The 11818-nt window shown below is 72.0% G+C and carries 11 protein-coding genes; 7 read left to right on the top strand and 4 right to left on the bottom strand.

The annotated features are described in order from the left end of the window. Positions 1-28 precede the first annotated feature (28 nt). Positions 29-676, top strand: coding sequence for a Gfo/Idh/MocA family protein (locus tag ACFYW7_RS03750; protein ID WP_389498554.1), 648 nt, complete (start codon positions 29-31; stop codon positions 674-676). A gap of 10 nt (positions 677-686) precedes the next feature. On the opposite strand, the gene ACFYW7_RS03745 is transcribed toward ACFYW7_RS03750, so the two are convergent. Beyond that, positions 687-2333, bottom strand: coding sequence for an alkaline phosphatase D family protein (locus tag ACFYW7_RS03745; protein ID WP_389497427.1), 1647 nt, complete (start codon positions 2331-2333; stop codon positions 687-689). Positions 2334-2478: 145 nt separating this feature from the next. Here ACFYW7_RS03745 and ACFYW7_RS03740 point away from each other — a divergent pair, with 145 nt between their 5' ends. After that, positions 2479-3264 (top strand): SDR family oxidoreductase, encoded by a 786-nt coding sequence (locus tag ACFYW7_RS03740; RefSeq protein WP_389497425.1) that lies wholly within the window; start codon positions 2479-2481, stop codon positions 3262-3264. 272 nt (positions 3265-3536) lie between these two features. Here ACFYW7_RS03740 and ACFYW7_RS03735 read toward each other — a convergent pair whose 3' ends face one another. Continuing rightward, positions 3537-4733 (bottom strand): D-alanyl-D-alanine carboxypeptidase family protein, encoded by a 1197-nt coding sequence (locus ACFYW7_RS03735; RefSeq protein WP_389497423.1) that lies wholly within the window; start codon positions 4731-4733, stop codon positions 3537-3539. A gap of 382 nt (positions 4734-5115) precedes the next feature. Between ACFYW7_RS03735 and ACFYW7_RS03730 the strand changes: the two genes are divergently transcribed. Together ACFYW7_RS03730 and ACFYW7_RS03725 are read left to right on the top strand one after the other, a co-directional pair. Beyond that, entirely contained in the window at positions 5116-6579 is a 1464-nt protein-coding gene (locus tag ACFYW7_RS03730; protein ID WP_389497421.1) for an ABC transporter permease, read from the top strand. A 91-nt stretch (positions 6580-6670) separates the two neighbouring features. Further along, positions 6671-7441 (top strand): ABC transporter ATP-binding protein, encoded by a 771-nt coding sequence (locus tag ACFYW7_RS03725; RefSeq protein ID WP_389497419.1) that lies wholly within the window; start codon positions 6671-6673, stop codon positions 7439-7441. A 109-nt stretch (positions 7442-7550) separates the two neighbouring features. Here ACFYW7_RS03725 and ACFYW7_RS03720 read toward each other — a convergent pair whose 3' ends face one another. Then, the gene (locus ACFYW7_RS03720) at positions 7551-8558 is read right to left on the bottom strand and encodes an aldo/keto reductase (protein WP_389497417.1); all 1008 of its coding nucleotides are present in this window, start codon (positions 8556-8558) and stop codon (positions 7551-7553) included. 89 nt (positions 8559-8647) lie between these two features. After that, on the bottom strand, positions 8648-8974 hold the full coding sequence (locus ACFYW7_RS03715) for a nuclear transport factor 2 family protein (RefSeq protein WP_389497415.1): 327 nt from the start codon (positions 8972-8974) through the stop codon (positions 8648-8650). Between the two features lie 133 nt (positions 8975-9107). Here ACFYW7_RS03715 and ACFYW7_RS03710 point away from each other — a divergent pair, with 133 nt between their 5' ends. From ACFYW7_RS03710 to ACFYW7_RS03700, 3 genes are all read left to right on the top strand, one after another. Next, the gene (locus tag ACFYW7_RS03710) at positions 9108-9653 is read left to right on the top strand and encodes a DoxX family protein (RefSeq protein WP_389497413.1); all 546 of its coding nucleotides are present in this window, start codon (positions 9108-9110) and stop codon (positions 9651-9653) included. 164 nt (positions 9654-9817) lie between these two features. Continuing rightward, positions 9818-10279 carry a MazG-like family protein gene (locus ACFYW7_RS03705; protein ID WP_389497410.1) on the top strand — a complete coding sequence of 154 codons (462 nt, stop codon included), beginning with the start codon at positions 9818-9820 and terminating at the stop codon, positions 10277-10279. 184 nt (positions 10280-10463) lie between these two features. After that, entirely contained in the window at positions 10464-11816 is a 1353-nt protein-coding gene (locus ACFYW7_RS03700) for a hypothetical protein (protein ID WP_389498552.1), read from the top strand. Positions 11817-11818 lie beyond the last annotated feature (2 nt).

Genomic DNA, 11818 nt, shown 5'->3' with positions numbered 1-11818 from the left:
GCTCTCCCGGCGGCACGGCCGTTTCCTCATGGAGGCCATGTGGATGTACTGCAATCCGCTGGTCCGGCGTCTGAAGTCGCTCATCGACGACGGCGTGATCGGTGAGGTGCGCACGGTGCAGGCCGACTTCGGTCTGGCGGGGCCTTTCCCGCCCTCGCACCGGCTGCGGGACCCGGCGCAGGGCGGCGGGGCGCTGCTCGATCTCGGGGTCTATCCGGTGTCGTTCGCGCAGCTGCTGCTCGGGGAGCCCTCCGACATCGCCGCGAGAGCGGTGCTCTCCGACGAGGGCGTCGATCTCCAGACGGGTGCGCTGCTCTCCTACGAGAGCGGCGCTCTTGCCTCGGTGCACTGCTCCATCAACGGCGGCACCCCCGTCGTCGCGTCCGTCACCGGCTCCCAGGGCCGTATCGACGTGCCGGACGGCTTCTTCTTCCCGGACCACTTCGTCCTGCACCGCGACGGCCGCGAGCCCGAGGTCTTCCGCGCCGACCCGGCCTCGGGACCGCGCAGCAGCCTCAAGCACGAGGCCGCCGAGGTGATGCGCGCCCTGCGGGCCGGCGAGACCGAGTCGCCGCTCGTCCCGCTCGACGGCACGCTCGCCGTGATGCGGACGCTCGACACGATCCGGGACCGCGTCGGCGTCCGCTATCCCGGCGAGCTTTCCGGCGGGGCGTAGGCGGCGGACGTCAGGCCGGCTCGAGCCCCTGGTTCCCGACCTCGGTGACGAAGGACGCGGCCGTGGTGACCGGGGCCCCCGGGGTGGTCACCGCGGGCACGGTCCTGAAGTCGGCCCGTGCCGCCTCCTGTCCCAGCTCGACGGTCACGTAGCCGCGCCGTCCGTTGTAGAACTTCAGGTGCGGGTTGGCCTGGGTGTAGGTGGCCCAGTTCGCGGGCCTGTCGGCGCCGTCCTTGCCGCTGGACACGGAGGTGGCGACGATCTCCGTGCCGAGCGTCGCCGACGCCGGGTCGTCGAAGTCGTCCAGGATGTCGAAGGCGTACCCCACGTGCACGTCACCGGTGAGCACCATCAGGTTCTCGATCCCGGTGGACTTCGCGCCCTCCAGGACCCGCTGCCGCGAGGCCCGGTAGCCGTCCCAGGCGTCCATGGACACCTTGGCGACCGGGTTGAGGTCGAGCTTGCGCTGGGAGAAGGTGACCTGCTGCGGCACGACGTTCCACAGGGCCCGTGAGCGGTGCCAGCCGTCGATCAGCCAGCGCTCCTGCGTCGGCCCGGTGATGGTGCGCGCCGGGTCGTCCGACTCGGGCCCGGGGATGTGCGACCCGTCGCCGTAGGCCTGGTTGGAGCGGTACTGCCGGGTGTCGAGGATGTCGAACTGCGCGAGCCTGCCCCAGGTCAGCCGGCGGTAGAGCTGGGCGTCGGGTCCGTGCGGGAGCTGCCGGCGGCGCAGCGGCTGGTTCTCCCAGTAAGCGCGGTAGGCGGCGGCGCGGCGCAGCAGGAACTCCTCGGGCGGGTCCTCGTGCTCGTCGACGTCGTCGGCGTAGTTGTTCTCGGTCTCGTGGTCGTCCCAGGTGACCGCGAAGGGGTGCGCGGCGTGGGCGGCCCGCAGTTCGGGGTCGGACTTGTAGAGGGCGTACCGCAGCCGGTAGTCCTCCAGGGTCACGGTCTCGTGGTTGAAGAGGTCGGGGAGCGTGCGGTCGGTGTACTTGCGGGCGCCGCCGACGGAGTTGACCGCGTACTCGTACAGGTAGTCCCCGAGGTGGAGGACCACCTCGACGTCCTCCTCGGCGAGATGGCCGTACGCGGTGAAGTACCCGTCGTGGTAGGCCTGGCAGGAGACGGCGGCGAGCCTGAGGGCGGACACCCGGGCGCCGGGGGCGGGCGCGGTGCGCGTCCGGCCCGTCTCGCTGACCCAACTGCCCACCCGGAAGCGGTAGTAGAAGACGCGGCCCGGGCCGAGGTGCTCGACCTCGACGTGTACGGCGTGGTGGAACTCGGGGTGCGCGGTGGCCGCGCCGCGTCTGACGACTCTGCGGAAGCGGTCGTCGTGCGCCAGTTCCCAGTGCACGGTGACGCGTTCGGCGGGCAGACCGCTGTCGGCCTGGTACGGGGTCGGCGCGAGCCGCGTCCACAGGAGTACGGAGCCGGGCAGCGGATCACCGGACGCGACGCCGAGGGTGAAGGGGTCGTCGGTGATCCTGGCCGGGTCGAGTTCGGCGGCGCTCGCCACGCCCGCGGCGGGCAGGTCGACGGCGAAGGCGAGCGCGGCGGCCGCGCCGGTGACGGTGAGAAATCGACGGCGCCCGATGTGGCGTGCTACGGCCCGGAGTTCGGGGGCGTGCTGCGGCGGACGGTCGTGGGCTGCGGGTGTCATCTGGCCCTCCCCTGACGGTGGTCGTACAGAGCATTCGAGTGGCCAGGATCAACGTCTGTTTGGCGCGTACACAACAGCGGGATGACGGATGGGTGAGATCCGGACGCCGGACCCGCACGACGCCCCTCCCGTACGCTGCGGGCCCATGGACGCCACACACACCCCGAACCCCACGGATCCCGCGCCGACGAGAATCGCGGTGGTGACCGGGGCGGGGTCCGGCATCGGCCGCGCGGTGGCCGTCGAACTGCTGCGCACCGGCTGGTCGGTGGCGCTCGCCGGACGCCGGACCGAGCCCCTGCGGGAGACCGCGGCCCTCGTTCCCGAGGGGCCCTCGATCGCCGTCCGCGCGGACGTCTCGCGCCCCGACGAGGTGGCGGACCTCTTCGCCGCCGTGGACGACCGGTTCGGGCGACTCGACCTGCTGTTCAACAACGCCGGGACGTTCGGGCCGGGCGGCGTGCCGCTCGAGGACCTGCCGTACGACGCCTGGCGGCACGTCGTCGGCACCAACCTCGACGGGGCGTTCCTGTGCGCGCAGGCGGCGTACCGGCGGATGAAGGACCAGGACCCGCAGGGCGGCCGCATCATCAACAACGGCTCGATCTCGGCGCACACGCCCCGCCCCCGCTCGATCGCGTACACCGCGACCAAGCACGCGCTGACCGGCCTGACCAAGTCGCTTTCCCTGGACGGACGTCCGTACCGGATCGCCTGCGGCCAGATCGACATCGGCAACGCGGCCACGGACATGACCGAGGGGATGCGGACCGGCACGCTCCAGGCGAACGGCGAACAGGCGGTCGAGCCGGTGATGGACGTGGCCGACGTGGCGCGCACCGTACGGCACATGGCCGAGCTGCCGCTGGAGGCGAACGTGCAGTTCGCGACGGTACTGGCGACCGCCATGCCCTACGTCGGGCGCGGCTGACCCACGTACGGAACGGCCGCACGGTTCACCGGCAAGTGGTCAACAGCTCAACCTGCACAAACGGAAGCTGAACATCCGGACCATATAAGCCGTTAGTGCGCTTATGCTCAGCATCTCCCTCATCAGAGCTTCACACTTGGAGCACCAGGCTTCGGTACGACCACGGTCCACACCGAGGGGGGAGGCGGCAGTCGCTCCGCGGCCCGGGTGGGGGCGGACCTCGCGGGGGATCGCGAGGTGTGCACCGGCCCGCGGAGCGGCTGCCACCGAAATCAGTGAGATCGACCGTCGGCCGGTTCGGCCGCCTCCGGCGTCTCGGCCGGTTCGCCCGCCGCCGTGGCCCTGCGGCGGCGCAGCGCCAGCGCTCCGCCCGCGAGGAGCGCGACCGCTCCGCCCACCCCGCCGATCAGCCCCCACGAGGGGCCGTCCGACGTCGCGGCCGCCGTCCGCGGAGCCCCGGCGGCCGGCTTCGCCGCCTTCCGCGTGGGCTTCGTGCTCGCGGCGCCCTCGCTGAGCGGATCGACCAGCGTGCCGACCGGCTCGGCGTCCGCGCCCTTCCCGAAGCCCCAGTCGAGGAGCCGTGCCGTCTCCTCGTAGACGCCGTTGCCGCCGCTCTTGGGGTGCATCACCGTCACGAGGAGGGTCCGTCCGTCGCGGGTCGCCGCCCCGGTGAAGGTGTTGCCGGCATGGCTGGTGTAGCCGTTCTTCACCCCGATCAGGCCGTCGTACGTCTTCAGGCCCCACGCCCCCGTCAGCAGACGGTCGGTGTTCTGTATCTGGAAGGTCTTCTTGCCGCCGGCCGGGAAGTCCGCCGTCCTCGTCGAGCAGTAGCCGCGGAAGTCGGCGTCCGCGAGGCCGTGCCGGGCGAAGAGCGTCAGGTCGTACGCGGACGACAACTGGCCCTTGTGGTCGAAGCCGTCGGGGCTGACCACGTGGGTGTCCAGGGCCTGCAGGTCCTCCGCCCTGGCCTGCATCTCGGCGACCGTCTTCGCGACGCCGCCGTTCATGTGGCTGAGGACGTGCACCGCGTCGTTGCCGGAGCGCAGGAAGACGCCCTGCCACAGCTGCTCCACGGTGTAGGTGATGCCGGGCTTGATGCCGACGAGGCTGGAGCCCGCGGGGACGTCCGCGAGGTCGGCGTCGGTCACCTTGTACGTCTCGGCGCGCTCGAACTTCTTCAGCACGGTGTCCGCGAAGAGCATCTTCAGGGTGGAGGCGGGGGCGAGGCGCCGGTGCGCGTTGTACGAGGCGAGGACCTCGCCGGTGGTGTGGTCCGCGACCAGCCAGGCGCGGGCGGTGAGCCGCTTGGGCAGTCCCGGCGCCCCGCCCGCCTGGACCCCGGGGCGGGCCAGTCGCGCCCCGCCGATCGTCGTCGCGGCGTACGCGGTCGTGGCCGTGGTGGCGGCGAGGGGTACGGCGGCGGCGAGGCCGAGAGCGGCACGTCGGGAGAGCACGGAAGAATCACGCATCCCGGGACCGTACAAAGCCTGTCCGGGCCGCTTGACAGCGGGGTGACAAAGAGAAGGCACGCCGCGTCCAAAGCGACGGCAAAGGAGCCCGGGAACACGGGCCCCGCCTCGCCGCCCCCACCGCCGCCCCGCCGGGAGACGCGCCCGGAGACGCGCCCGGAGAAACCTCCGAACCGGCCCGCCGGTCTTCGCCGAGGGGCCACTCAACAGGTGTTTCCTGGCAGAAGACCCTTGAGAGCCCAGGAATCGGCTGTCTGACGGAATTCTGATTCCGGAGTCCGGATTCTCAGCCCGCGCACATCCCTTACTCAGCCCGGCTCAAAGGTTCCTCCATAGCTTGTGGCCGCGCCCACAGGGGCGCCAAGAACCTTTGAGGAACGGGATGTTTGGCATCTATCTCAAGCGTGAGCTGAGCCGGCGCAAGAAGGCGGCGCTGGTGATCGCCCTGGGTCTGGCGCTCGGTATCGCGCTGGTCATCACCGTCAACTCGGTGTCGGCCGGCATGCAGCAGGCCCAGGACAAGGTCCTGAAGTCGCTGTACGGGCTCGGCACCGACATGACGGTCACCAAGGCCCGGACGGCACCGACGGGCAGCTCCTCGGGGCGGCCGAAGTTCGACTTCGACGCCAAGTCCGACAGCAGCAAGACGCAGAGCTCGGACCGGGTGACGACCCAGGGCGGACAGGCCCTGAAGTCCTCGCTCGTCACCGAGGTCGCGGCGCAGAAGGGCGTGTCGAACGCGGTGGGCGCGCTGAGCCTGAACGTCACCAAGGTCGACGGCTCCTTCACCCAGGGCAAGGCGAAGTCCTCCACCTCGGACTCCGGCCAGCAGGGCGGTCCCGGCGGCCAGAACGGCGGCGGCACGGACGCGCCGCAGGTCCAGGGCGGCGGCGCCTCCTTCGACGTGAACTCCTACTCGGTCGCCGGCGTCGACGTGACCCACCAGGACCTCGGTCCGCTGGCCACCTCGAAGATCAGCACGGGCAGGACGTTCACGGCCGCGCAGACGAACGCGAAGGTGGCGGTGCTCAGCAAGTCGTACGCCAAGGAGAACAAGAAGACGGTCGGCAAGACCATCACGATCTCCGGCAAGAAGTACACCGTCATCGGGATCGCGACGCCCGACAGCAGCGAGTCGACCACCGACGTCTACCTGCCGCTGAAGCAGGCCCAGACGCTCGGTGACGCGAAGAACAAGGTCACCACGATCTACGTCGAGGCGGCCGACTCGAAGAAGATCGACACGGTCAAGGCGGCCATCCAGAAGAACATCTCCGGGACGACGGTCACCACCTCCGCCGACCTCGCCGACACCGTCTCCGGCTCGCTGTCGACCGCCTCGAACCTCGCCACCAGCGTCGGCAAGTGGCTGTCCGTCGCGGTTCTCGTCGCCGCGTTCCTGGTCGCCGCGCTGCTCACCTCCTCCGCCGTGTCCCGCCGGGTCCGCGAGTTCGGCACCCTGAAGGCACTCGGCTGGCCCTCCCGCAAGGTCACCCGGCAGGTCGTGGGCGAGTCCATCGTCAACGGGCTGCTCGGCGGCGCGCTCGGTATCGCCCTCGGCCTCGGCGCGGCCCACACCGTCACCGCGATCAGCCCGAAGCTGACCGCGGAGCTCGGCTCCACCGGCGGCGGCATGGGCGGCGGACCCGGCGGCGGCGGACCCGGCCAGCAGGCGGCGTCCGCGGCCAAGAACACCATCGACATCGCGCTCACCGCGCCGGTCTCGATGACCACCATCGCGCTCGCCGCGGGCCTCGCCATCACGGGCGGCCTGATCGCCGGCGCCATGGGCGGCTGGCGCGCCTCCCGGATGCGCCCGGCGGACGCGCTCCGCAGCGTCTCGTAGCCCGCCCCCGGGCCACACCCCCCTTGAGCCGGGGCGCCGCGTCACTCCCCCGGGCCGCGGCGCCCCACCCCCTTCATCCTCGGAGAACCACATGTACAAGCTCACCGGCGTCACCAAGCGCTACACGCGGGGCAAGGAGACCGTCGAGGCGCTGCGCGGCGTCGACCTCGCCATCGAGGACGGCGACCAGCTCGTCATCCAGGGCCCCACCGGCGGCGGCAAGTCCACGCTGCTCCAGATGATCGGTGGCCTCGACCGGCCGTCCTCCGGCAGTGTCGAGCTGGACGGCGTGGACCTCGCCTCCATCAGCGAGGCCAAGCTGACCCGGCTGCGCGCCGAGAAGATCGGCATCATCTTCCAGTCGTTCAACCTCATCCCGACGCTGACCGCGCAGGAGAACGTCGAGACCGCCCTCGTCCCGCTCGGGGTGAAGCCCGCCGAGCGGCGCGAGCGGGCCGCCGAGGCACTCCGCTCCGTCGGCCTCGGCGAACGGCTCACCCACGTCCCGACCGAGCTGTCCGGCGGTCAGCAGCAGCGGGTCGCCATCGCCCGGGCCCTGGTCAAGAAGCCGAAGGTGCTGCTCGCCGACGAGCCGACCGGCAACCTCGACGAGGGCACCCGCGACGACATCATGGGCCTGCTCGAAGGGCTGTGGCACGAGTACGGGCTGACGTTCGTCATGGTCACCCACGACTCGTCCATCGCCCGGCGCGCGCCGCGCCTCGCGACGATCAAGGCGGGCCTGATCACTCTCACCGAGCAGGGCGGCGCCGGCCGCGCCGCCCCTCAGCAGTCCGACGAGCCGCAGTACGCGCAACAGCGGTACGCCCAGCAGCGGTACGGCTCCGCCCAGGGCTACTGAGCCCGCAGCGGCCCCGACCGCCGTCGCGCACCTCCGTACGCGTCCCCCGTCCCTTCGGTACGTCCGGTACGCGCCTCCCGCACGCGTGTCCCGTACGCCCCCGGACCGCTCACCGTCCCAGCAGACCGTCGACCTCGGTCAACTGTGCGGCGGTGAGCGGTCCCTTCGCGATCGCGCCCGCGTTCTCCTCGGCCTGGGCGACCGAACGGAAGCCCGGGATCGGCACCGTGCGCGGGCTGCGGGCCCACAACCAGGCGAGGGCGCCCTGCGCGAGGGTGCGCCCGCCGCTGGTGAGGATCTCCCGAAGGGCGTCCACCCGGGCGGTCCACGCCGGGTCGGCGCCGCCCCCCGCGGTGAAGCCCTCCAGCCAGGCGGGCGGCGCGCTGCGGATGTCTCCCGCCTCGAGGGTGTGCCCGGCCGCTCGCCGGCCGGTCAGCAGTCCCATGGCCAGCGGACTCCGGTTGACGCTGGCGAGCCCGGACTCCTCGCAGAGGGCGACGAGTCCGGGCGCGTCCTGGAGGACGTTCAGCCGGTGCTGCACCGCCGCGCAGTGCTCGCCCGCCGCGAAGACCGCCGCCCGCGCGGGGTCGTCGGTGCTCCACGCGTACGCCCGGATCAGCCCTTCCCGTACGAACTCCTCGCAGGTGTCGCGGAGTTCGGCGGCCCTTCGCGGATCGGCGTCGGAGAGGTGCAGTTGGTAGAGGTCGATCCAGTCGGTGTCCAGGCGCCGCAGCGAGGCCGTGAGCGCGCGGCGGGCGTACTCCGGGGAGTCGTCACTTCCGGTGGCGACCCGCCGCTCCTCGTCGAAGACGTTGCCCCATTTGGTGGCGACGACCACGTCGGCCCGCCGGTTGCCCAGGGCCCGCGCGAGCACCCGTTCACTGTGTCCGGCGCCGTACGCGTCCGCCGTGTCGAAGAAGGTCACGCCGAGGTCGAGGGCGTGCCGGACGGCCCGCACCGACTCCTCGTCGTCGACCTTGCCCCAGCCGAGCGGCTGTCCGTCCGGCGCCGACCACTCGCCACCGATGGCCCAGCAGCCGAAGCCGAGGGCGCTCACGTCGATCCCGCTGTCGCCGAGGGTCCGGTTCCCGAGGCTCGTGTTCCCGATGTTCCGCATGCCCGCGGACACTAGGAGTCGGAGTGCGCGCGAGGGCAAGCCCTCGGAGTCCGGACGGTGCGGTCACGCCCCGACGGTGTGCCGGAGGGTCACGCCTGGCCGGTCTCGAAGCGGCTGATCCTGCCGCTGTCGTCGACGGTGAAGCTCCACTTCGTCCTCATCTCGCCCCAGGTGTCGTTGCTGTACCGCACGATGAGGGAACGCCCGCCCCTGGACTCGTTGTCGACGTCCATGTGACCGCGGGAGGAGAAGATCTCCCGGTCGGTCCAGTCGTCGAGGTCCCGGTCCGAGCCGTCGTCGGACATGGTGGCCCCGGGCGCCAGAACCGCCTCGAACGCCTCACGGTCGTGGGCGTTCACCGCGGCGACGAAGGCCCGGACGGCCGGATCGCTCAGTTTCACTGCCTGGATCGTCATGGCAGCCAGCCTCACACCGGTACCCGGAACCCCGCCACCCGAACGGCGGCGCGGGCGCGCCGGACCCGTCCGATCGGTGCGACGGTGGGCACCAGGGAGGGAACCGTTGCCGCTGTCCGCACTGGGAGTCATCGTGACCTGTATCGACCGGCGTGATCTGGGACTGCTGTTGCTCCGTCTGAGCACGGGCGGCGTACTGGCCGCGCACGGAGCGCAGAAGCTGTTCGGCTGGTTCGGCGGAGGCGGCATCGAGGGCACCGGAGCGGCCATGGAGGCCATGGGCTACTCGCCGGGGATCACGAGCGCCAAGGCGGCCGGCCTCGCGGAGGCGGGCGGCGGCACCCTGCTGGCGCTGGGCCTCGCCACCCCCGCGGCCGGCGCCGCCGCTGCGGGCGCGATGGCGGGCGCGGCGGCCGTGCACGTACCGAACGGGTTCTTCGCGCAGGGCGGCGGCTACGAGTACACGGCGTCCCTCGGCCTGGCGGCGGCCGGCCTCGCGGTCACGGGTCCCGGCCGGCTGTCCCTCGACCATCTGATGGGTCACGCGGTGAACCGCGGCTGGATGGTGCCGGTCGCGCTCGGTACGACGGCGGCGGTCACCGCGGTCGTCGTGGGCCTCCGGAACAACCGGGTGCGCAAGGCGCGGGAGGGCGAGCAGGAGCCCCTGTTCGAGGAGTAGGACGCCTGGGGTTCGAGGTGTGGGACGCCGGGGCCCGGGCCCGGGACGGACCGGAGGACCTCGGCGACGCGTCGCCGGCGGACCGGGCGGGACAGGGACCTCCGGGACGGGAAAGGAAGCGGGGGCGAGGAGTCGACCTCCCGGCGGCGGGGGAAGCTGGCCCCATGACCGACCACCGCACGGACGGCCCGGCCGGACACGCCGGCCCCGGAAAAGGGACACCCGCCCCCGGCGGTCCGGTGGCGCACCCGGCCCCGGACCCGGCCGCGTCCACGACCGCGTTCACGCCCGCCGAGAACACCGAGGACACCTGGGACACGGTCGACCGGCTCCACGCCTGGCTGGACGCCGAGCGGGCCCTGCACGGCCGGGAGGGCCTGCTGCTGCGGGTGCTGAAGCTGTCGGAGGAGGTCGGCGAGGTCGCCGAGGCGGTGATCGGCGCGACCGGCCAAAACCCGCGCAAGGGCGTGAGCCACACCTGGGACGACGTCCGCTCGGAACTGTGCGATGTCGTGATCACCGCGATGGTGGCGCTGCGCACCCTCGCACCGGACGCGCGCGAGGTCTTCGCCGCCCACCTCGCGTCCGTCGCCGAACGCTCGCTCGGTCCGACCGCGACTCCCTGACCGGGCAGGGGACTGTGCCGTCCGGTCCGGAGCCCGCCCGCGACGACCTGCAGTGTTCACTCCGCGGACGGGTCCGCGCGGCCTGGAGTTGGTGGGCGGCGCTCAGCCTTCTCGTCGACACCGAGCCGACGAAAGGGTCCCCGTGCAGGACTACGTTCTCCCCTCCGGCCGCAGGACGGCCGCCATGCTCGGCGGCGTACTGACTCTCGCGACCATGGGCATGGGAAGCCAGGCACACGCGGCGAGTTACGGAACGCCGAGCCTCTCCCTGTCGGCCACGTATCTGTCGGGCGCGGTGGGCGCGACCGCCGATCCGGCCGTGGACGTGACCGTCGCGCAGAGCGGGGCCGACGCCGGCGCGCTCACCGTCACCGTCACCAAGAGCAGCAGGACCGCGGTGGCGACGGCGACGGACGCCGGCGTCACCGGCACGGGCGCCACCCGCAAGGTCGTCGTCGCCGCGCGCGCCAAGGGGTACACCGACCTCACCGTCCAGGTGACCGGCGTGGACGGGAAGACGGCCACCAAGACGCTGCACTACGCCGCGTCGGCCGCCGTCCAACCGGCCTCCGACAGCCGGTACTTCACGGGCTCCAGCGACGCCTCGGCGGCCGTCGACGCGGGCGACGGCTACACCGTCGTCGCGGACGACGAATCCAACACCCTGCGCCTGTACGACCGTTCGACGTCCGGTGCGCCGGTCAAGACCTGGGACCTCGCCTCGAAGATCGGCGCCTCCAAGGAGGTCGACATCGAGGGCGCCACCCGCGTCGGCAACACCATCTACTGGACGGGCTCGCTCGGCAACAACAAGGACGGCGAGTACAAGGCGGACCGCAACACGGTCTTCACCACCACGGTGGCCGGCTCCGGCGCCTCGACCGTCCTCACGTACGGCCGCTCGTACAGGAAGCTGCGCGACAACCTCGTCGCCTGGGACGAGGCGAACGGCGACCGCTACGGCTTCGCGGCGGGCACCGAGGACGGCCGGACACCCAAGGAGATCGACGGGTTCAACGTGGAGGCCCTGGAGTTCGCGCCGGGCTCGACGACGACGGCCTACCTCGGCTTCCGGGCGCCGCTCGCCCCCGCGGTGACCGGCGGCAAGGCGCTCGTCGTGCCGGTCACCAACTTCGACAAGGTGATGGGCAGCGGCACCGCGGCCACGTTCGGGACACCGATCGAGCTCGACCTCGGCGGTCTGGCGATCCGTGACATCCGCAAGAACGCGTCCGACCAGTATCTGATCGTGGCCGGTTCCTGGGCCGCCGACGACAACTCCGACCCGTACGCCCTCTTCTCCTGGGACGGCGTGGCCGGGCACGCGCCGGTCAAGCGCCTCGACCTGCCGACCTCGGACCCCGGCGGCTGGGAGGCGATCGTCGACGTCCCCGACCTCACCGTCCCGGGCGCCCGCGCCCAGCTGATCACCGACGACGGCTCCGCCGACCTGTACGGCGACGGCACGGAGGCCAAGGACCTCACCCACGCGGAGTGGAAGAAGTCCCGGGCCACGTGGTTCACGGTCACGAGGTGACC

The organism is Streptomyces sp. NPDC002580 (genome assembly GCF_042889485.1).
In the GTDB taxonomy this organism is placed as follows: domain Bacteria; phylum Actinomycetota; class Actinomycetes; order Streptomycetales; family Streptomycetaceae; genus Streptomyces.
Note: the sequence above shows the minus strand (reverse complement) of the source record. Positions and strands in the feature narration are given on the sequence as shown.